15 protein-coding genes are annotated in these 20674 nt (G+C 70.6%); 12 read left to right on the plus strand and 3 right to left on the minus strand.

The features are described from left to right. Nucleotides 1-345: 345 nt before the first annotated feature. The 5 genes from ACIQU3_RS26180 (at nt 346) to serA (ending at nt 8951) form a co-directional block, all read left to right on the plus strand. Nucleotides 346-3357 carry a putative bifunctional diguanylate cyclase/phosphodiesterase gene (locus ACIQU3_RS26180; protein WP_403928026.1) on the plus strand — a complete coding sequence of 1004 codons (3012 nt, stop codon included), beginning with the start codon at nt 346-348 and terminating at the stop codon, nt 3355-3357. Nucleotides 3358-3587: 230 nt separating this feature from the next. Next, complete coding sequence (locus tag ACIQU3_RS26185) at nt 3588-5432, plus strand: acetolactate synthase large subunit (protein WP_403928029.1); 1845 nt, start codon at nt 3588-3590, stop codon at nt 5430-5432. A gap of 21 nt (nt 5433-5453) precedes the next feature. After that, complete coding sequence (ilvN, locus tag ACIQU3_RS26190; protein ID WP_003993148.1) at nt 5454-5978, plus strand: acetolactate synthase small subunit; 525 nt, start codon at nt 5454-5456, stop codon at nt 5976-5978. Between the two features lie 122 nt (nt 5979-6100). Beyond that, entirely contained in the window at nt 6101-7099 is a 999-nt protein-coding gene (ilvC, locus tag ACIQU3_RS26195; protein ID WP_234845322.1) for a ketol-acid reductoisomerase, read from the plus strand. A gap of 262 nt (nt 7100-7361) precedes the next feature. Beyond that, entirely contained in the window at nt 7362-8951 is a 1590-nt protein-coding gene (serA, locus tag ACIQU3_RS26200) for a phosphoglycerate dehydrogenase (RefSeq protein WP_403736891.1), read from the plus strand. Nucleotides 8952-9003: 52 nt separating this feature from the next. On the opposite strand, the gene ACIQU3_RS26205 is transcribed toward serA, so the two are convergent. Then, nucleotides 9004-10545, minus strand: a complete 1542-nt coding sequence (locus ACIQU3_RS26205; protein ID WP_403736887.1) for an MFS transporter — start codon at nt 10543-10545, stop codon at nt 9004-9006. Nucleotides 10546-10631: 86 nt separating this feature from the next. Between ACIQU3_RS26205 and ACIQU3_RS26210 the strand changes: the two genes are divergently transcribed. Further along, nucleotides 10632-11210: a TetR/AcrR family transcriptional regulator gene (locus ACIQU3_RS26210; RefSeq protein WP_403736884.1), complete on the plus strand. Its 579-nt coding sequence runs from the start codon at nt 10632-10634 to the stop codon at nt 11208-11210. 105 nt (nt 11211-11315) lie between these two features. Here the strand turns inward: ACIQU3_RS26210 and ACIQU3_RS26215 are convergent, their stop codons facing one another. Further along, nucleotides 11316-12590 carry a PucR family transcriptional regulator gene (locus tag ACIQU3_RS26215; RefSeq protein WP_403928031.1) on the minus strand — a complete coding sequence of 425 codons (1275 nt, stop codon included), beginning with the start codon at nt 12588-12590 and terminating at the stop codon, nt 11316-11318. Nucleotides 12591-12741: 151 nt separating this feature from the next. On the opposite strand from ACIQU3_RS26215, the gene ACIQU3_RS26220 reads away from it, so the two are divergent. The 4 genes from ACIQU3_RS26220 (at nt 12742) to ACIQU3_RS26235 (ending at nt 16488) form a co-directional block, all read left to right on the plus strand. Further along, nucleotides 12742-13668, plus strand: a complete 927-nt coding sequence (locus ACIQU3_RS26220; protein WP_403736876.1) for a proline dehydrogenase family protein — start codon at nt 12742-12744, stop codon at nt 13666-13668. A 186-nt stretch (nt 13669-13854) separates the two neighbouring features. After that, nucleotides 13855-15486, plus strand: a complete 1632-nt coding sequence (gene pruA, locus ACIQU3_RS26225; RefSeq protein WP_403736873.1) for an L-glutamate gamma-semialdehyde dehydrogenase — start codon at nt 13855-13857, stop codon at nt 15484-15486. A 76-nt stretch (nt 15487-15562) separates the two neighbouring features. Then, nucleotides 15563-16105, plus strand: coding sequence for a GNAT family N-acetyltransferase (locus tag ACIQU3_RS26230; protein WP_403928034.1), 543 nt, complete (start codon nt 15563-15565; stop codon nt 16103-16105). Nucleotides 16106-16356: 251 nt separating this feature from the next. Then, nucleotides 16357-16488, plus strand: a complete 132-nt coding sequence (locus tag ACIQU3_RS26235) for a hypothetical protein (protein WP_104781486.1) — start codon at nt 16357-16359, stop codon at nt 16486-16488. A 54-nt stretch (nt 16489-16542) separates the two neighbouring features. On the opposite strand, the gene ACIQU3_RS26240 is transcribed toward ACIQU3_RS26235, so the two are convergent. Further along, complete coding sequence (locus ACIQU3_RS26240) at nt 16543-18123, minus strand: purple acid phosphatase family protein (RefSeq protein WP_403928037.1); 1581 nt, start codon at nt 18121-18123, stop codon at nt 16543-16545. A gap of 154 nt (nt 18124-18277) precedes the next feature. Here ACIQU3_RS26240 and ACIQU3_RS26245 point away from each other — a divergent pair, with 154 nt between their 5' ends. Together ACIQU3_RS26245 and ACIQU3_RS26250 are read left to right on the plus strand one after the other, a co-directional pair. Then, entirely contained in the window at nt 18278-19321 is a 1044-nt protein-coding gene (locus ACIQU3_RS26245) for a 3-isopropylmalate dehydrogenase (RefSeq protein ID WP_403736864.1), read from the plus strand. 241 nt (nt 19322-19562) lie between these two features. Continuing rightward, on the plus strand, nt 19563-20651 hold the full coding sequence (locus tag ACIQU3_RS26250; protein ID WP_403928040.1) for a branched-chain amino acid aminotransferase: 1089 nt from the start codon (nt 19563-19565) through the stop codon (nt 20649-20651). Nucleotides 20652-20674 lie beyond the last annotated feature (23 nt).

Below are 20674 nucleotides of genomic sequence, written 5' to 3' on the forward strand. Positions count from 1 at the left end.
AGTGACGAGACTGGTGTATCGTCCCGACAGGGGCTGCGCCGGGGACCAAACGGCGCCGGGGACGGGACACATCAGACTGTGAGGGGGGCGACAGGCGATGCACGGCCTATGGACGATCGATCCGACGGGGCGAGGCTGCCGGCGGCGACCCGGGCGGACAGCCGCGAGCAGACGCGGTGAGCACGCCGATCACGTCGGCCACCACACCCACCACAGCGAACACCACTCCGATCACCACACCGATCACAGCCATCACCACCGCAGGACCGGCAGGAGCAGAAGGCATGCCCAGCCGGTCCACCGGGGCTCGCGGGACCCGGGCGGGGCGCGGACCGGGAGGGCCCGGTGAGCGCGCCCCCCACCCCCACGCTGGACGGAGCGCTGCGGGCACAGCCTCCATCCCCGGGCGCGCTCCTGCCCCGTACGCCGGTCACCGGACACCGGCCCGGCCTGGCTCTCCGAGTCGTCCTCACCCTGGCCTGCACGGGGTACGCCATCGGCGCCGCGTTCGGCTGGGGATCGTACGAAGTGGCACTGTTCATGGGCGACTTCGGGCTGAGCGCCGCCGCCGGGACCGCCGCCGTCTCGTGCTTCCTCTACGCCCGCGGCCGCCGCACCCGCTTTCGACCCGCCTGGCTGCTGTTCGGCCTCTCCTCGGTCATGGCGTCGCTGGGCAACCTGGTCTGGGGGTGGTACGAGGTGGTCCTGGGGCTGCCCGTGCCAAGTCCCAGCTACGCCGACCTGTTCTTCCTCTGCTTCGCGCCGCCCGCGATCGTCGGGCTCCTCGTGCTCGCCAAGCGGCCCGTGACCAAGGCCGGCTGGGTGTGCCTCGGGCTGGACGCCTGGCTCATCGGCGGCTCGCTGCTGACGCTGGCGTGGAGCCTCGCCCTCGCCCAGGCCGCGAAGTCGGAAGGGCCCGGCGTGGCGCACATCGCGCTGTCGCTGGCGTACCCGCTGCTCGACATCGCGCTGGTGAGCATGGTGCTCGCGCTGCACTTCAGGCGGTCCGCGGTGAACCGCTCCGCGGTGAACACCGCCATCGGCGCCCTCGCCCTCACCGTCATGTGCGACGCCCTGTTCACCTCACCGCTCATGCACCACGACTACCGCTCCGGGCAGCTCCTCGACGCGGGCTGGTTCGCCGGCTCACTGCTCCTGGCCTACGCCCCGTGGGCGGGGGCGCGCGCGGAGTTCGACCGGTACGGCACCGACCGGTACGGCGCCGCCCGGCACACCCGCGTGGTGCACGAGCACGTGCCGGGGCAGCGCGCCGGCACCCACCATGAGGCGCCCCTGCCCGGCGCCGAGCACAGCCGGTATCCGGCCGCCCGGCCCATCGCCGGCTCCCTCGCCGCGCTCACGCCGTATCTCGCGGCCGCCGTATGCACCCTGGGCATCCTCTACAACGTCCTCAACGGCCGCAGCGTCGACCGCGTCGTCCTGCTCACCGGGGGCACGGTGGTCCTCGCGCTCGTCGTGCGCCAGGGCATCATGCTGCTCGACAACATCACCCTCACCCAGGAACTCGCGCAGAAGGAGAACCACTTCCGCTCCCTGGTCCAGGGCTCCAGCGACGTCATCATGATCGCGGCGCCCAGCGGTGTCCTGCGGTACGTCTCCCCGGCCGCCGCCGGTGTGTACGGCCGCCCCGCGGAGGAGCTGGTGGGTACGGAACTGGCCAACCTCATCCACCCCGAGGACCTGGGCTGCGTCGTGCACGAGGTGCGCCGGTTCCTCGCCGCCGACCCGGTCGAGGAACCCACCACGCGCATCGAGTGCCGCTTCTGCTCGGGCGGCGGAGGCTGGCTGAACGTCGAGTCGACCATCAACCGTCATCACGGCGGCCTCATCTTCAACAGCCGTGACGTGACCGAAAGGGTGCGCCTGCAGGCCCAGCTACAGCACAACGCCGAACACGACCCGCTCACGGACCTGCCCAACCGCGCCCTGTTCACCAGGCGCGTCCAGCACGCCCTGTCGGGCCGCCGCGCCTCCGACCGGGGCGTGGCCCTGCGGAACACGGCCGTGCTGTTCATCGACCTCGACGGCTTCAAGGCCGTCAACGACACGATCGGGCACCAGGCCGGGGACGAGCTGCTGGTCCAGGCCGCCCGCAGACTCCAGGACTCCGTACGGCACGGCGACACCGCGTCCCGGCTCGGCGGAGACGAGTTCGCGGCCCTGATCGCCGGGGACAACACCCGCGACCGGGACGCCCGGGAGCGGCACATCCTGGAGCTCGCCGACCGCCTCAGGACGACCCTGTCCCAGCCCTACCTCATCGACGGCAACGATGTCCGTGTCAACGCCTCCATCGGCGTGGCCTTCGCGGAATCCGGCCTCGGCGCCGGTGAACTGCTGCGCAACGCCGACCTGGCCATGTACCGGGCCAAGGCCGGCGGCAAGGGCCGCGTCGAGCTGTACCGGCCGCAGATGCAGCAGGACGTCGTCCGCAAGGCCGAGCTCGCCACCCGGCTGCGGGCCGCTCTGCACGACGGGGAGTTCGCCCTGCTGCACCAGCCGGTGGTGTCCCTGGAGAACGGCCGGATCACGTCGGTGTCCGCACAGGCGCGCTGGCGCTCCTCCCAGGGGGTGCTCTTCACCCCGGCGGAGTTCCTGCGCGTCGCCGAGGACGGCGACAGGACCGCCGAGCTGGACCGATGGATGATCGAGGAGGCCGTCGAGCAGGCCGCCGAGCGGCACGCGGCCGGGCTGGCCGCGCCCGTCGTCGTCCGGATGAGCGCCCGCCGGCTGCTGGACCGGTCGATGCCGCTCGGCTCGATCGAGGCGCTGCTCACGCGGCACGGACTGCCGTCCGGCTCGCTGATCATCGAGCTGTCGGACGCCGACCCGAGGGTCTCGATGGACGAGCTGGAGCGGCGCCTGGGCGCGCTGCGGCGCGTCGGCGTACGGATCGCGCTCGACGGGTTCGGCAGCGGCTACGCGGCGATCACGGCCCTCAGGCGGCTCCCCGTCGACGTGCTGAAGCTCGACCGCGGTCTGGTCGAGGGCGTCGTCGAGTCCGCCCGCCTGTACAAGATCACCAGCGGGCTGCTGCGCATCGCGGGCGACCTCGGGCTGAAGTCAGTGGCCGAAGGAGTGGACCTGCCCGAACAGGTCGTCGCCCTGCGCGCGATGGGGTGCACGCACGGGCAGGGCATGGCCTTCTCCGGGCCGCTCGACGAGTACCGGCTGCGCCGGGCGCTCGCCGCGGGCCACTACCCGGTGCCGGACGGACCGGCCGAACCGGCATTCGCGGGCGGCGCTCCGCGGGTGTACAGCTCGGGCATGTCCGCCGTCATCGGAGGCGGCACGACCCTTCGTTCACATAATGAGACTCCCGTCCCACCCACTTGACAGTGAGTGCGTGCCGGGGGGAGGGTCAGTGCCATGCGCACCCGAATTCTCGTACTTGGAAAGCGCGTCGGCTGACGCTGAGCCTCGACCGCTCAGCGACCCCACCCGGCGCGCTCCCCTCGCTTGCCTTATGGCACGAGGGGTTTTTTGTTGCACAGGCACCTTCCGTGCAGCAGCCGAAAACCGCACGAATCTCGCAAAAACCCTCAGCATCTGAGAAGAGAATGCCGATGACCGAGCAGGCCACCGGGGCCCACCACCCGCAGCCCCGGCCCCGATCCGGAGGACACTCCGCCCCCGAGCAGGTGACGGGCGCGCAGTCCCTCATCCGCTCTCTCGAGGAGGTCGGCGCCGACACGGTATTCGGCATTCCCGGCGGTGCGATCCTCCCGGCCTACGACCCGCTGATGGACTCCACCAGGGTGCGCCACGTCCTGGTCCGCCACGAGCAGGGCGCCGGACACGCCGCCACCGGCTACGCGCAGGCCACCGGCAAGGTCGGCGTCTGCATGGCCACCTCCGGCCCCGGCGCCACCAACCTGGTCACCCCGATCGCCGACGCCCACATGGACTCCGTGCCGCTGGTCGCGATCACCGGCCAGGTGGCGTCCAAGGCGATCGGCACGGACGCCTTCCAGGAGGCGGACATCGTCGGCATCACCATGCCGATCACCAAGCACAACTTCCTCGTCACCAAGGCCGAGGACATCCCGCGGATCATCGCCCAGGCGTTCCACATCGCCTCCACCGGCCGCCCCGGCCCGGTCCTGGTCGACATCGCCAAGGACGCCCTCCAGGCGAAGACCAGCTTCGCCTGGCCGCCCACCATGGACCTGCCCGGCTACCGCCCGGTGACCAAGCCGCACGCCAAGCAGATCCGCGAGGCCGCCAAGCTGATCACCCAGGCCAAGCGGCCCGTGCTGTACGTCGGCGGTGGCGTCATCAAGGCCAGGGCCACGGCCGAGCTGAAGGTCCTCGCCGAGCTCACCGGCGCCCCCGTCACCACCACCCTGATGGCGCTCGGGTCGTTCCCCGACAAGCACCCGCAGCACCTGGGCATGCCCGGCATGCACGGCTCCGTCGCCGCCGTCACCGGGCTGCAGAAGGCCGACCTGATCGTCGCCCTCGGCGCCCGCTTCGACGACCGCGTCACCGGCAAGCTGGACAGCTTCGCCCCGCTCGCCAAGATCGTGCACGCGGACATCGACCCGGCCGAGATCGGCAAGAACCGCGCCGCCGACGTGCCGATCGTCGGTGACGCCCGCGAGGTCATCGCCGACCTGATCCAGGCCGTCCAGAAGGAGCACGGCGAGGGCCACCAGGGCGATTACAGCGCCTGGTGGAACGACCTGAACCGCTGGCGCGACACCTACCCGCTCGGCTACGACCAGCCCGCCGACGGCTCGCTCTCCCCGCAGCAGGTCATCGAGCGCATCGGGCAGCTCGCCCCCGAGGGAACGATCTTCGCGGCGGGCGTCGGCCAGCACCAGATGTGGTCCGCCCACTTCATCGAGTACGACAAGCCCGGCACCTGGCTGAACTCCGGCGGCGCCGGAACCATGGGCTACGCCGTCCCGGCCGCCATGGGCGCCAAGGCCGGAGCTCCCGAGCGGGCCGTCTGGGCGATCGACGGCGACGGCTGCTTCCAGATGACCAACCAGGAGCTCACCACCTGCGCCCTGAACAACATCCCGATCAAGGTCGCCGTCATCAACAACGGCGCCCTCGGGATGGTCCGCCAGTGGCAGACCCTCTTCTACAACCAGCGGTACTCCAACACCGTGCTGCACTCCGGCCCGGACGACGTCAACCCCGAGGCCCGCGGCACCCGCGTCCCCGACTTCGTGAAGCTGTCGGAGGCCATGGGCTGCTACGCCATCCGCTGCGAGTCCCCGGACGACCTCGACAAGGTCATCGAAGAGGCGAACTCCATCAACGACCGCCCCGTCGTCGTCGACTTCATCGTCCACGAGGACGCGATGGTCTGGCCGATGGTCGCCGCCGGCACCTCCAACGACGAGATCATGGCCGCCCGGGACGTCCGCCCCGACTTCGGCGACAACGAAGACGACTGAGCGAGAGAGACGTAAAAGACCATGTCCAAGCACACGCTCTCCGTCCTGGTGGAGAACACCCCCGGCATCCTCGCCCGGATCGCCGCCCTGTTCTCCCGCCGTGGCTTCAACATCGACTCGCTCGCGGTCGGCGTCACCGAGCACCCCGACATCTCCCGCATCACCATCGTCGTCGGCGTGGAGGACCTGCCGCTGGAGCAGGTCACCAAGCAGCTCAACAAGCTCGTCAACGTGCTGAAGATCGTCGAGCTGGAGCCGTCACAGGCCGTGCAGCGCGAACTCGTTCTGGTGAAGGTGCGCGCCGACAACGAGACGCGCTCCCAGATCGTCGAGATCGTCCAGCTGTTCCGCGCCAAGACGGTCGACGTCTCCCCGGAGGCCGTCACCATCGAGGCCACCGGATCAGGCGAGAAGCTGACCGCGATGCTCAAGATGCTGGAGCCGTACGGCATCAAGGAGCTCGTCCAGTCCGGCACGATCGCGATCGGACGGGGCGCCCGTTCCATCACGGACCGGTCGCTGCGCGCCCTGGACCGGTCGGCCTGACCCCCGGAACGGGCGGCCGGAGCGCCTAACGGCCGCCCGTATTCCGAGACCCTCAGACTTCCCTTCCGCCCCCCGTCATACGGTGGGACGCAACACCTGCACTCCCGAGGAGAGAACCCAAAGTGGCCGAGCTGTTCTACGACGCCGACGCCGACCTGTCCATCATCCAGGGCCGCAAGGTCGCGGTCATCGGGTACGGCAGCCAGGGCCACGCCCACGCGCTGTCGCTCCGTGACTCGGGTGTCGACGTCCGCGTCGGTCTGCACGAGGGCTCCAAGTCCAAGGCCAAGGCCGAGGAGCAGGGCCTGCGCGTGGTGAGCCCCTCGGAGGCCGCCGCCGAGGCCGACGTCATCATGATCCTCGTCCCGGACCCGATCCAGGCCCAGGTCTACGAGGAGCACATCGCCCCCAACCTGAACGACGGCGACGCCCTGTTCTTCGGCCACGGCCTGAACATCCGCTTCGGCTTCATCAAGCCCCCGGCCGGCGTGGACGTCTGCATGGTCGCCCCGAAGGGCCCGGGCCACCTGGTCCGCCGCCAGTACGAGGAGGGCCGCGGCGTTCCCTGCATCGCCGCCGTCGAGCAGGACGCCACGGGCAACGGCTTCGCGCTGGCGCTGTCCTACGCCAAGGGCATCGGCGGCACCCGCGCCGGCGTCATCAAGACGACCTTCACCGAGGAGACCGAGACCGACCTGTTCGGTGAGCAGGCCGTCCTCTGCGGTGGCACCGCGGCGCTGGTCAAGGCCGGCTTCGAGACGCTGACCGAGGCGGGCTACCAGCCGGAGATCGCCTACTTCGAGTGCCTGCACGAGCTGAAGCTGATCGTGGACCTCATGTACGAGGGCGGCCTGGAGAAGATGCGCTGGTCGATCTCCGAGACCGCCGAGTGGGGCGACTACGTCACCGGCCCGCGCATCATCACCGACGCCACCAAGGCCGAGATGAAGAAGGTCCTCGCCGAGATCCAGGACGGCACCTTCGCGACGCAGTGGATGGACGAGTACCACGGCGGTCTGAAGAAGTACAACGAGTACAAGAAGCAGGACTCCGAGCACCTGCTGGAGACCACCGGCAAGGAGCTGCGCAAGCTGATGTCCTGGGTGAACGAGGACGCGTGACCTCCGGGCCCCGTGGCGGTGCCCCCCCGGCAGGGGGACGCCGCCACGGGGCTTCGCCCCGTACCCCCTCCACTTCGGCACTTCTCGTCCGGGTGATCCTTACGCAGCGGCACAGGACGACTCCCCGGGCGCCACTAGACTGCTGCACAGATACATACGCGTCAGGCCCACAGCGTCGTGCGTCTCCAACGCGGCAAGCACCCCTCCACCGCCTGCGGCCGTCGGGACGGCCGTCCGCAGCACTGGACTTGTGAGGACTCACGTGAGCTCGAAACCCGTCGTACTCATCGCTGAAGAGCTGTCGCCCGCCACCGTCGACGCGCTGGGCCCGGACTTCGAGATCCGGCACTGCAACGGCGCCGACCGGGCCGAGCTGCTCCCGGCGATCGCCGACGTCGATGCGATTCTGGTCCGCTCGGCCACCAAGGTCGACGCCGAGGCCATCGCCGCCGCGAACAAGCTGAAGGTCGTCGCACGAGCCGGCGTCGGCCTGGACAACGTGGACGTCGCCGCCGCCACCAAGGCCGGCGTGATGGTCGTCAACGCCCCCACCTCGAACATCGTGACCGCGGCCGAGCTCGCCTGTGGCCTGCTGGTCGCCACCGCCCGCAACATCCCGCAGGCCAACGCCGCGCTGAAGAACGGCGAGTGGAAGCGCAGCAAGTACACCGGCGTCGAGCTGGCCGAGAAGACCCTCGGTGTCGTCGGCCTCGGCCGCATCGGCGCGCTCGTCGCGCAGCGCATGTCGGCCTTCGGTATGAAGGTCGTCGCCTACGACCCCTACGTGCAGCCCGCGCGCGCCGCGCAGATGGGCGTCAAGGTGCTGTCGCTGGACGAGCTGCTGGAGGTCTCCGACTTCATCACCGTCCACCTCCCCAAGACCCCCGAGACCCTCGGCCTGATCGGCGACGAGGCGCTGCGCAAGGTCAAGCCGAGCGTGCGCATCGTCAACGCCGCGCGCGGCGGGATCGTCGACGAGGAGGCGCTGTACTCCGCCCTCAAGGAGGGCCGGGTCGCCGGTGCCGGTCTCGACGTGTACGCGAAGGAGCCGTGCACGGACTCCCCGCTGTTCGAGTTCGACCAGGTCGTATGCACCCCGCACCTCGGTGCCTCCACCGACGAGGCGCAGGAGAAGGCCGGTATCGCCGTGGCCCGCTCGGTGCGTCTCGCCCTCGCCGGTGAGCTCGTGCCGGACGCGGTGAACGTGCAGGGCGGCGTCATCGCCGAGGACGTCAAGCCGGGTCTGCCGCTCGCCGAGCGCCTGGGCCGGATCTTCACGGCGCTCGCCGGCGAGGTCGCGGTCCGTCTCGACGTCGAGGTGTACGGCGAGATCACCCAGCACGACGTGAAGGTGCTGGAGCTGTCCGCGCTGAAGGGTGTCTTCGAGGACGTCGTCGACGAGACGGTCTCCTACGTCAACGCGCCACTGTTCGCGCAGGAGCGCGGTGTCGAGGTGCGCCTCACCACCAGCTCCGAGGCGACCGAGCACCGCAACGTCGTCACGGTGCGCGGCACGCTCTCCGACGGTGAGGAGGTCTCGGTGTCCGGCACGCTGGCCGGCCCCAAGCACCTCCAGAAGATCGTCGCGGTCGGCGACTACGACGTGGACCTCGCGCTCGCCGACCACATGGTGGTCCTGAAGTACGAGGACCGTCCCGGCGTCGTCGGCACGGTGGGCCGCATCCTCGGCGAGGCGGGGCTCAACATCGCCGGCATGCAGGTGTCGCGTTCGGTGGCCGGTGGCGAGGCGCTGGCGGTGCTCACCGTGGACGACACGGTGACCGCTCCCGTGCTGGCCGAGCTGGCCGCGGAGATCGGGGCGACCTCGGCCCGGTCGGTGAACCTGGCCTGACCTGCCCGGGGGGCCTCCCCCCGACTCCCGTTCGTCCTGAACGGGTCCGTCCTCAGACGCCGGACGGGCTGAGCCGATCAGCCCGTCCGGCGTCTTTCGTTTCCCGGACCCGCCGCAGGGTCAGCACCGCCGCTGCTGCCGCACCGGTCAGCAGCACCGCGCCCGTGACCGCCGCCGCGTGCATGCCGGCCGTGAAGGCCTCCCGTGCCACCGTCGCCAGGGCGTCCCCCGCGCGCCCCGGGAGCCGGTCGGCCACGGCCAGGGCGCCGCCCAGGGTCTCGCGCGCCGCCGCGGGTGCGGAGTCCGGCATGTCGTGCCGGAAGACGGCCGTGCCGATGGAGCCGAGGAACGCCATGCTCAGCGCGCCGCCGAACTCCGTGCCCGTCTCCAGCAGGGACGACGCCGCGCCCGCCTTCTCGACCGGGGCGGCGCTCAGGGCGAGGTCCGCCACCTGTGACATGACCGCGACGATGCCGCAGGCCAGGACGGCGCAGGCGGCGAGCAGCAGCCAGAGGGAGTCCGTTCCGGCCAGGGCCAGCATCACGTAGCCGCACGCGGCGACCGCGAAGCCTCCGCCGATGACGTGGGCGCGCGCGACGCCCCGCTGAACCAGCTGTGCGCAGACGGGCGCAGCAAGTCCGATGGGCACCGACGGCAGCAGGCTCCACAGCGCCGCTTCGAGGGGGTCCTTGTCCAGGACCGACTGGACGTACTGGGTCGTGAAGTAGGCCGAGCCCATCATGCCGAAGGCGGCGGCCAGGTTGAGGACGACGGCCGGGCTGAAGCCGCGGGTCCGGAACAGGTCCGGCGAGATGAGCGGGGAGGCCGTCGTGCGCTGGCGGTGGACGAACAGGGCGGCGAAGAGCAGACCGACGGTCACCGACATCACGTACCGCACGTTCCACCCTTCTGCCGCGAGTTCCTTCAGGCCGTAGATCACGGGCAGCACCGCCGCCATCGACAGGGGCACGCTCAGCACGTCGAAGCGGCCCGGGGCAAGGGTGCGCGACTCGGGCAGCAGGACGGGGCCCAGCACCAGGAGCAGCAGCATCGCGGGCAGATTGACCAGGAAGACCGAGCCCCACCAGAAGTGTTCGACCAGCACACCGCTCATCACCGAGCCGAGTGCGATGCCGGCCGTCATCACCCCCGACCAGACGCCGATCGCCTTGGTGCGCTGTGCGGGGTCGGTGAACATCGTGCGCACCAGGGCCATGGTGGACGGCATCAGCGTCGCGCCGCCGATGCCGAGGACCGCGCGGGCGGCGATGAGGGTCTCGGCGCTGCCGGCGTAGGCGGCGATCAGCGAGGCCGTGCCGAATGCGGCGGCGCCGATCAGCAGGAGCCTGCGGCGGCCTATGCGGTCGCCGAGCGACCCCATCGTCATCAGCAGGCCGGCCAGCACGAAGCCGTAGATGTCGAAGATCCACAACTGCTGGGTGGCGCTCGGTTCCAGGTCGGCGCTGATGGCGGGGATCGCGAAGTAGAGGACCGACACGTCCATCGAGACCAGCAGTAGCGGGAGCATCAGCACGCCGAGGGCCGTCCATTCACGGCGGCCGGCGAGGGCGGGGGGAGGCGGGTTCGTCGTCATGGGCAGGACTGTACGAGCGTATTAAACGATTGTCTAGTACGACTGTTTAATACGTGCGTCTGGATTCCGGGTTAGGGTGGCGTGCCATGGGACACCGTGAGGATCTGCTGGAGGGCGCCAAGCGCTGCCTGCTGGCGAAGGGCTTCCTGCGCACGACGGCGCGCGACATCGTCAAGGAGTCGGGAACCAACCTGGCGTCGATCGGCTACCACTACGGCTCCAAGGACGCACTGCTGGCGCAGGCGTACGTGGAGATGGTGGAGGGCATGTCCGACGCCTTCGAGGGCGGCGGCGAGCTGCGCGGGGAACCCGGGTCGCTGGAGCGCTTCACCGACGTCTGGGCGAACATCATCGGGACCATGCGGGAGCCCGGTTCGATGTGGCGGCTCAGCATGGAGATCGTGGCCATGGGGGAGCAGCTGCCGGAGGTGCGGGCCCATCTCGCACGGGCCCAGCGCGAGGGTGCGCGCGGCATCCTGCCCCTCTTCCTCGGCGGGCACGAGGCCGACGTGACGGACGAGCAGGTCGACACCGCCGGGTACTTCTATCTGACTCTGATGATGGGCCTGATGGCGCAGTGGACGTTCGACCCGGAGAACGCCCCGGAGGCCGAGCAGCTCGCAGCGGGGCTCCGCAGGGTGATCGAGGCGGCCGGGGGGAAGTGACGCCTCAGCCGGATGCGCCGACGACCGAGTCGACGGCGGACACGGCCTCCCGGCCGGCCGGGGTGTTGCCGAGGCCGGGCAGCAGGGGCATGGGCGGGCCGGTCCTCACAGCCGGTGTGCCTTGAGGGTCATGTGCAGCAGCAGACGGTCCTCCCCGTCGTCCAGGTCGAGGCCGGTGAGCTTCTCGATCCGGGACAGGCGGTAGTAGAGGGTCTGGCGGTGGATGCCGAGTTCGGCGGCGGCGCGGGCGGCCTGACCGGCGCAGTCGAGGAAGACCTCGGCGGTCCGGGCGAGTTCATGGTGGGCCGGAGCGAGCAGCGCGCGGGCGACGGGGTCGTGGGCGACCTCGGGCGGCAGGGCCGTGAGCAACCGGAACGGCCCGATCGACGCCCACTGTGCGACCGGTCCGAACCGAGCCTCGGCCCGTGCCGCCCGTGCCGCCGCCGACGCCTCCCGCCAGGCGGTGGCCGTTTCGGCGAGCCCGGCGCGCGGGGTGGCGATACCGACGGCCGGTGCCGGTGCCGGTGCCGGTGCCGGGCCAGGGCTGCTGCCCCCCGCCCCGCCGCCGTCCGGGCCGCTTCCCCTGCGCGCCTTCTCCAGCAGGCGTCCCGCCGCCGTGGTCGCCGGCGTCAGCACGTCCGAGGAACGCAGGCGGACCAGCACGGCAAGACACTGGGCCGTCGCTCCCCACGGCAGGGTGCACAGCGCCGTCGCACCCGGGACGGCGCGGACCGACGGAGCGTCGTCCGGGTCGGCCGAGGGCCACGGGGCGACGCACACCAGGGCGTGGAGGCCGTCGGCCCGGGGGCCGAGGGCCGTGCGGAGCTCGGCGACGGCCATGTCGCCCTGCCAGCCGGGCCCGGCGGTCAGGACGGCCCGGAGTTCGCGGCTGAGGTCGGCGCCGTGCTGCGCCTCGTCCGCGAGCAGGGCGCCGATGCGGGCCGTGACCCGCATGGCGGCGGCCAGCTGCCGCTCGCTCGGGCCCGGGTCGTCGTCCAGCAGCCAGACGTAGCCGTGCACCACACCCCGGTGGCGGACGGGGAGGCAGATCCGGCCCCGCAGAACCCCGGCCTCCGGTGTCGGCGGGATGCGGACGGGTTCCGTCGCGCGGGTGATGCCGAAGCCCTCGAACCAGGCCCGGACCGCGGCCGTCGAACGGCGGGTGAGGATCGAGCGGGTGCGCACCGGGTCCAGGGCCGAGGGATCGAGGTCGCCCTCACTGTCGTAGGCCCCGAAGGCGATCAGTTCGAAGTCCCGGTTCTCCAGGGTCGCGGGCGCGCCGAGCAGCTCCGAGATCTCGTCGACCAGCTCCTCGTAGTCGCCCCTGTGTTCCGACGTCACCCGGGCATTGTCGCGCACTTCCCGGACCCCTTCATACATCTGTCTGAGATCTGCGGCACGGATGCGTGACAGCTGTCGATGGCCGACGATCGGAGGGATCCTTAGGTTTCACGGTGGTTCTCCGTGCCGTACCCGACGCGTCGTCCGCGAGGGGTCCGGCCTCACGTTGCTTGTGCTCTGGAGGTGCCCCGTGCTGGGTCCCGTGATTCTCGCCGCGTCACGCAGCGACCGGATGCGACGCCTGATCTCGGCGGCCCCGGTGACCAAGCAGGTCGTCGACCGCTTCATCCCGGGCGAGAACGTCGACGACATCGTCCCCGTCGTCCGCGACCTGACCGGGCAGGGGCTGGAGCTGACGATGGACGTCGTCGGCGAGGACATCACCAGTCCCGCCCAGGCCGCCGCCGCCCGGGACGCCTACCTGGAGCTCATCGACCGCCTCAAGCCGCTGGAACTCGGCACCCGCGCCGAGATGTCGGTCAAGCTGTCGATGTTCGGGCAGGCGCTGGAGGGCGGCCACGAGCTGGCCCTGGCGAACGTCCGCCCGGTCGTCGAGGCCGCCGCCGAGATCGGCACCACGGTCACGCTCGACGCCGAGGACCACACCACCCTCGACTCGATGTTCGCCATCCACGAGGAGCTCCGGAAGGACTTCCCGCAGACCGGCTGCGTCATCCAGGCCTACCTGTTCCGCACCGAGGCGGACGCCCGCCGGCTCGCGGAGAGCGGCAGCCGGGTCCGCCTGGTCAAGGGCGCGTACAAGGAGCCCGCCTCCGTCGCGTACCAGGACAAACACGAGATCGATCGGGCATACGTGCGCATTCTGCGGACGTTGATGCAGGGGGAGGGGTACCCGATGATCGGGTCCCACGACCCGCGCCTGATCGCGATCGGCCAGGAACTCGCCCACCAGGCCGGGCGAAAGCCCGACGAGTACGAGTTCCAGATGCTCTACGGCATCCGCACCGACGAGCACCTGCGGCTGGCCGCCGAAGGCCACCGGATGCGCGTCTACACCGCGTACGGCACCGACTGGTACGGCTACTTCATGCGCCGTCTCGCGGAGAAGCCGGCCAACCTGCGCTTCTTCGCCCGGAGCGTGATCACCCGTGGCTGAGGGAACGCGGCTGTGCTGGAGCGTCTGCCGGGGGTCCGGGGGTTGTCCCCCGGGAAGGCACAGCATGCGCCGTCTCGCGGAGAAGCCGGCCAACCTGCGCTTCTTCGCACGCAGCATGCTCACCAAGGGCTGACAGCCCTGAAGGGCTGAGACCGACACACCGCTCAGTAAGGAGTTACGGAAAACATGGACGCTGTGACCCAGGTCCCCACCCCCGTCAACGAGCCGGTGCACGGCTACGCCCCCGGCTCGCCCGAGCGGGCCCGGCTGGAGGCCAAGCTGAAGGAGCTCGCCGACAACCCGGTCGAGCTGCCCTGCACCATCGGCGGCGAGAAGCGGATGGGCGGCGGCGAGGCCTTCCAGGTCGTCCAGCCGCACAACCACAAGGCCGTGCTCGGCACGTACCGCAACGCCACGCAGGCGGACGCCCAGGACGCCATCGACGCGGCCCTGGCCGCCGCGCCCGCCTGGCGTGCCATGGCGTTCGACGACCGCGCGGCGATCATCCTGCGCGCCGCCGAGCTGCTGTCCGGCCCCTGGCGCGAGACGCTCGCCGCCTCCACCATGCTCGGCCAGTCCAAGACCGCCCAGCAGGCCGAGATCGACACGCCCTGCGAGCTGATCGACTTCTGGCGCTTCAACGTCTCCTACGCCCGCAAGCTCCTGGCCGAGCAGCCGCCGGCCAACTCCCCGGGCGTGTGGAACCGTCTGGACCACCGCCCGCTGGAGGGCTTCGTCTACGCGATCACGCCCTTCAACTTCACCGCCATCGCGGGCAACCTGCCGACGGCCCCGGCCCTGATGGGCAACGTCGTCGTGTGGAAGCCGTCCCCGACGCAGACGCACGCCGCCGTGCTGCTGATGCAGCTGCTGGAGGAGGCCGGTCTGCCCAAGGGCGTCATCAACCTCGTCACCGGTGACGGCATCGAGGTCTCCAAGGTCGCCCTGGAGCACCGCGACCTCGCCGGCATCCACTTCACCGGCTCGACCCCCACCTTCCAGTACCTGTGGAAGACGGTCGGCAACAACATCGAGAAGTACCGCACCTACCCGCGCCTCGTGGGCGAGACCGGCGGCAAGGACTTCCTCGTCGCCCACCCGTCGGCCGACCCGGCGATCCTGAAGACGGCGTTCACCCGCGGCGCCTTCGAGTTCCAGGGCCAGAAGTGCAGCGCCACTTCCCGGGCGTACATCCCCGCCTCGATCTGGAACTCCGGTTTCAAGGAGGAGCTGGCCGCAGAGGTCGACGGCATCAAGATGGGTGACGTCACCGACCTGTCGAACTTCATCGGCGCGGTCATCGACGAGCGTGCCTTCGCCAAGAACAAGGCCGCCATCGACCGCGCCAAGGAGGACGCCACCTGCACGATCGTCGCGGGCGGCACCTACGACGACTCCGTGGGCTACTTCGTGCGCCCGACCGTCATCGAGTGCACCGACCCGGAGAACGAGGTCTTCCGCACCGAGTACTTCGGCCCGATCATCGCCGTGTACGTCTACGAGGACGACAGGTACGACGAGATGCTGACCCAGATGGAGTCGGTCTCCGACTACGCCCTGACCGGCTCGGTCATCGCGAACGACCGTGCGGCGGCGGCCTACACGGCCGACAAGCTCCGCTACGCGGCCGGCAACTTTTACATCAACGACAAGTCCACCGGCGCCGTCGTCGGCCAGCAGCCCTTCGGCGGCGGCCGCGCCTCCGGCACCAACGACAAGGCCGGCGCCCCGCAGAACCTGATGCGCTGGACCCTGACCCGCGCCATCAAGGAGACGCTGGTCCCGCCGACGGACTACACCTACCCGCACATGGGCTGACACGCCCCGGGGTGAACCGACGGGTCAGGTCGAAAAGACCTGGCCCGTCGGCATGTCCGGCGGAAAGACTGGGCCGATGAGCATCCGAGTGCGCACCGTCCACACCGCCGATCTGAGTCCCGACGAGCTCGGCGCCGTACGCGGCCTGCTGCACGCCGCGTTCGAAGGTGACTTCGGTGACGAGGACTGGGACCACGGACTCGGCGGTATGCACGCCCTCGTCCACGACCGCGCGGGGCTCGTCGCGCACGGGGCGGTCGTGATGCGGCGGGTGCGTCACCGCACGCGGTGGCTGCGTGCCGGATACGTCGAGAACGTCGCCGTCCGCGCCGACGCCCGGCGCACCGGCCTCGGCGGAGGGGTCATGGCGGAGCTGGAACGCGTCGTCGACCGGGCCTACGACCTCGGCGCCCTCTCCGCGAGCGACGAGGGCGCCCGCCTCTACACCTCCCGGGGCTGGCGGCTCTGGGGCGGCCGGGTGCACGCCCTCAGCCCGCTCGACGGCATCGTCCGGCTGCCCGAGGAAGAGGACAGCACGTTCGTGCGGCCCGCCCTCGCCGGTCCGCTCGACACCGCGCACGAACTCGTCTTCGACTGGCGCGACGGCGATGTGCTCTAGAGATCACCGCAGGTCAGGGCGGTGTGACCCACTCCACCGTCTCAGATAGTAGGAAGTCCGAGTAATTGTGGAGACAGACGCTCCGGCCTCCCTTAGCTTTGTAGGAGCCGAACGTCTCGCTCGACCAAGCGAATGGCGGTCGTGAGCCGGGCCCCGATGCAGGCAACCCCTGCGGCACCGTGCTCCCCGCCCCTTCCGGCGTCTCGTAACCCTCCCTGTGCACTCCGTGCTGTCGAAGGAGTCGATTTCCCATGGCCGAGACGACCGTCCGCCGCCGAGTCCGTCACGTTTCCCGTACGACCGAGTCCGACCGGAAGAACGCCGCCGCCGCGCTCCAGCGCGCCCTCGACCGCAGGGACAACGGCGGGTCCAGCGGCCACTGAGCCGTAGACCCGCGACAGGACCGGGAGCCGCCCGACGAGGTGCGGTGCGGGGCCTCACGCCCCGCGCCGCACCTCGAAGTGGTCGATCCGCTCACCGCTCGACGCCAGCGCCGACACCTTCAGCCTCGGCCTGGCGCCGCTGACCGCCTCCACCGAGAGGAACGAGAAACCGCGGTAGCGCACCCGTGACCACTGCGCCGACTCCTCCTGGGTGTCCTGCGACTTGGTCCACCGGAACGAGGTGACCGCTTCGTGGTCGGCGGTGTTGCCCTCGTAGCTCTCCTTCACGCCGTCGGGAAAGCCGTACAGATCCTTGCCGCCGCCGCCCGCGGTGACGTAGACGATCCCGTCCCTCAGCGGGTCCGTCGTGCCGCCGACCGGCACCGGCCGGCCCACCTCGCCGCCCTTGACGGCGTCGGTCCGCTCATAGACGTGGTTGTGCCCGTTGATCACCAGGTCCACCTCGTGCCGGGCGAACAGCGGCAGCCACTCGGCGCGCACCCCGCCGTCGGAGGCGTGCGTGGACGTCGAGTACGCGCAGTGGTGGAAGAAGACGACGATGAAGTCGACGTCCTCCGAGGCCCGCAGCTGACCGAGTTTCGCATCCAGCCACCTCGTCTGCCCCCCCTCCGAGTAACCGAAGTTGGCGGGGATCTCGTACGACACGTCGTTCGCGTCCAGCGCGACCACACCGACGTTGCCGTACGTGAAGGCGTACACGCCCGGTGCCGTGCCCGCGTCGAAGCCGCTGTCGGGCAGGGAGAACCGGGCGAGTTGGCCCCCGTAGCCGTCCGGCGAGTACCAGGCCTCCATGTCGTGGTTGCCGGTCGTCACCATCCACGGCACCGACCTGGCCACCGGCTCGGTCTGCTTGAGGAACAGGTCCCACCGGGTCGCGTCGAAGACGTCCGACTCCTTGCCCTTGCCGGTCGGGTCGGCGTAACAGATGTCGCCCGCGTGGAGGTGGAAGGCGGGCTTCAGACGCAGCAGCGCACGGTCGTTGAGGGCCGCTTCCGCGCCGACGCCCTGGTCGCCGAACGCGGTGAACACGAAACGACCGGGCGGACGTGCCGGTGCCGTGCGGAAGGTGGTGACGGTCGACCGGTGCCGTGGGGTGGCCGGGTCGAAATCCTCGTGGCCGACGCCGTAGTGGTACGTCGTGTCCGGGCGCAGGCCGTCCAGGGCGGCGTGCAGGTAGTACTGCTCGACCGCCGCCCGTACGCCCTTCAGCTCCGGGGTGCGCAGGTGACGCACCTCCGCTTCGATCCTGCGGCCGAGGTCGTCGGGACGCAGGCCCACCCGCACGTACGGCTTCCGCACCGCGAGCGGCACCTGCCAGGAGATCCGCATCTGCGTCTTCGGGTCGGCACCGAAGGCGAGATGGCGGCCGAAGGGGGTGATGAGGGAGCCGGGCACCGCCGACGCGCTCGGCGACGGGCCGCCGGCCGCCGAGGCGCCGCCCTGCCCGGAACGGGAACCGGAGCCGGAGCAGCCGGTCAGCAGCCCGCTCGCCACCGCGGCCGCGGTCACCAGGGTGCGGCGCCGCGACAGCCGCGTCCGCAGGAACTCGTGCTGCTCCGCCATGCTCATCCGGCGCGCGAGCTCCGGCGGGATACCGAAGTGGGGGATCTCCATGTCCAGAGAATCTCCCAGCAGAGGCCAACGGCCGCACCACATATGGGTGAACGGCATCCGGCGGACGCGTGCCGTCCCCCGGTCGGGTCCGTCCCACCTGTCCGCATCACGGACAGCGTGTGTCATCCCATGGGACGAGGAGTAGGGTGCCCGCATGTCTCGCAGCATCAATCTCGCAGTGATCCCCGGTGACGGCATCGGCCAGGAGGTCGTGGCCGAAGGCCTGAAGGTCCTCTCCGCCGTCCTTCCGCAGGATGTGAAGCTGGAGACCGAGGAGTACGACTTCGGCGCCCGGCGCTACCACGCCACCGGTGAGACCCTCTCCGACGCCGACCTCGACGCCCTGAAGCGGCACGACGCCATCCTGCTCGGCGCGATCGGCGACCCGTCGGTGCCGTCCGGCGTCCTGGAGCGGGGCTTCCTGCTCAAGCTGCGCTTCGCCTTCGACCACCACGTCAACCTGCGCCCCTCCAAGCTGCTGCCGGGTGTGGCCACCCCGCTGGCCGGTGAGCCGCAGATCGACTTCGTCGTGGTCCGCGAGGGCACCGAGGGTCCCTACACCGGCAACGGCGGCACGATCCGCAAGGGCACCCCCCACGAGGTCGCCACCGAGGTGTCGGTGAACACGGCCTTCGGTGTCGAGCGCGTGGTGCGTGACGCCTTCGCCCGGGCCCAGGCCCGCCCCCGCAAGAAGCTCGCGTTGATCCACAAGAACAACGTGCTGACCTTCGCCGGTCACCTGTGGACGAACATCTTCAACAAGGTGGCCGAGGAGTTCCCCGAGGTCACCACTGAGTACATGCACGTGGACGCGGCGACGATCTACCTGGTCACGCAGCCCGAGCGGTTCGACGTGATCGTCACCGACAACCTCTTCGGCGACATCATCACCGACCTTGCCGCGGCCGTCTCCGGCGGCATCGGCGTCGCCGCCAGCGGCAACATCAACCCCTCCGGCGAGTTCCCGTCGATGTTCGAGCCCGTGCACGGCTCGGCCCCCGACATCGCCGGACAGGGCAAGGCCGACCCGACCGCCACCGTGCTGTCCGTCGCCCTGCTGCTGCGCCACCTCGGCTACGAGGCCGAGGCCGCCCGCATCGACGAGGCGGTCTCCGCCGATCTCGCCGAGCGCACCGGCAAGCCCGCCCGCTCCACCTCCGAGATCGGCGACGCGCTCGCCGTACGCGTAGCCGGCTGACCCGCCGCTGCTCTCCGCAAGCCGCCGGGTCGCATCCGCGCCCGGCGGCTTCCGTATGTTCCCCGCCGGGTGCCACCATCGACCACCGGGCCGCAGTCCCCGTTCCTTCCGCAGCCACCTCCGGGCGATAATCGAACGCGAGGCCTCGCAATGAGGGAATGCTCGGACGTCCTAGCACTGGTCACCATCAGAGCAGTACCGAGCGCGGCCCGTCACTACAACCGGTGAAGGACATCAACCCATGACGACGCCCACGATCGAGCTCAAGCCCTCCGCCAACCCGCTCTCCGCCGCCGAGCGCGAGCAGATCCTGGCCAACCCCGGGTTCGGCCGCCACTTCACCGACCACATGGTGACGATCAAGTGGACGGAGGGCCGAGGCTGGCACGACGGCCAGCTCGTGCCGTACGCGCCGATCTCCCTCGACCCCGCCACCACGGTGCTGCACTACGCGCAGGAGATCTTCGAGGGGCTGAAGGCCTACCGCCAGCCCGACGGGTCCGTCGCCACCTTCCGCCCGGAGAAGAACGCCGAGCGGTTCCAGCGCTCCGCCCGCCGGCTCGCCATGCCCGAACTGCCGGTCGAGACGTTCATCGAGGCGTGCGACGCCCTGGTGCAGCAGGACAAGGCGTGGGTGCCGGCGCACGGCGGCGAGGAGTCCCTCTACCTGCGCCCGTTCATGATCGCCACGGAGGTCGGGCTGGGCGTGAAGCCGGCCAACGAGTACCTCTTCCTGGTGATCGCATCCCCGGCCGGGGCGTACTTCCCCGGCGGTGTGAAGCCGGTGTCCATCTGGGTCTCCGAGGACCGCGTCCGTGCCGTCCCCGGCGGCATGGGCGACGCGAAGACGGGCGGCAACTACGCGGCGTCCCTGCTTGCGCAGGCCGAGGCGGCGACGAAGGGCTGCGACCAGGTCTGCTACCTCGACGCCGTGGAGCACACGTGGGTCGAGGAGCTGGGCGGTATGAACCTGTACTTCGTGTACGGGAACAAGATCGTCACGCCGTCCCTGACCGGGTCGATCCTGGAGGGCGTCACACGCGACTCCCTGCTCGCCGTGGCCCGTGACCTCGGGTACGAGGCGGAGGAAGGCCGGGTTTCGGTCGACCAGTGGCAGCGGGACTCGGAGAACGGGTCGCTGACCGAGGTGTTCGCCTGCGGTACGGCGGCGGTGATCACCCCGGTCGGTACGGTGAAGCGGCCCGGGGCGGAGTGGAAGCAGAGCGGGGGAGAGCCGGGCGAGGTCACGCTGCGGCTGCGTCAGGCGCTGCTGGACATCCAGCGGGGTACGGCCTCGGACGCCCACGGTTGGATGCACCGCCTGGGCTGACCCGCCCCCAGGCCCTGCCCACC

The sequence above is a fragment of the Streptomyces sp. NPDC101110 genome (genome assembly GCF_044759525.1).
In the GTDB taxonomy this organism is placed as follows: domain Bacteria; phylum Actinomycetota; class Actinomycetes; order Streptomycetales; family Streptomycetaceae; genus Streptomyces.

Bases quoted from the DNA above. Each gene is read 5' to 3' on its own strand.
- pruA (WP_403736873.1), top strand. From the start codon at position 13,855: ATGGACGCTGTGACCCAGGTCCCCACCCCCGTCAACGAGCCGGTGCAC.
- ACIQU3_RS26210 (WP_403736884.1), top strand. From the start codon at position 10,632: ATGGGACACCGTGAGGATCTGCTGGAGGGCGCCAAGCGCTGCCTGCTG.
- ACIQU3_RS26245 (WP_403736864.1), top strand. From the start codon at position 18,278: ATGTCTCGCAGCATCAATCTCGCAGTGATCCCCGGTGACGGCATCGGC.
- ACIQU3_RS26240 (WP_403928037.1), bottom strand. From the start codon at position 18,123: ATGGAGATCCCCCACTTCGGTATCCCGCCGGAGCTCGCGCGCCGGATG.
- ilvN (WP_003993148.1), top strand. From the start codon at position 5,454: ATGTCCAAGCACACGCTCTCCGTCCTGGTGGAGAACACCCCCGGCATC.
- ACIQU3_RS26215 (WP_403928031.1), bottom strand. From the start codon at position 12,590: ATGTATGAAGGGGTCCGGGAAGTGCGCGACAATGCCCGGGTGACGTCG.
- ACIQU3_RS26205 (WP_403736887.1), bottom strand. From the start codon at position 10,545: ATGACGACGAACCCGCCTCCCCCCGCCCTCGCCGGCCGCCGTGAATGG.
- ACIQU3_RS26230 (WP_403928034.1), top strand. From the start codon at position 15,563: ATGAGCATCCGAGTGCGCACCGTCCACACCGCCGATCTGAGTCCCGAC.
- ACIQU3_RS26185 (WP_403928029.1), top strand. From the start codon at position 3,588: ATGACCGAGCAGGCCACCGGGGCCCACCACCCGCAGCCCCGGCCCCGA.
- ACIQU3_RS26250 (WP_403928040.1), top strand. From the start codon at position 19,563: ATGACGACGCCCACGATCGAGCTCAAGCCCTCCGCCAACCCGCTCTCC.
- ACIQU3_RS26235 (WP_104781486.1), top strand. From the start codon at position 16,357: ATGGCCGAGACGACCGTCCGCCGCCGAGTCCGTCACGTTTCCCGTACG.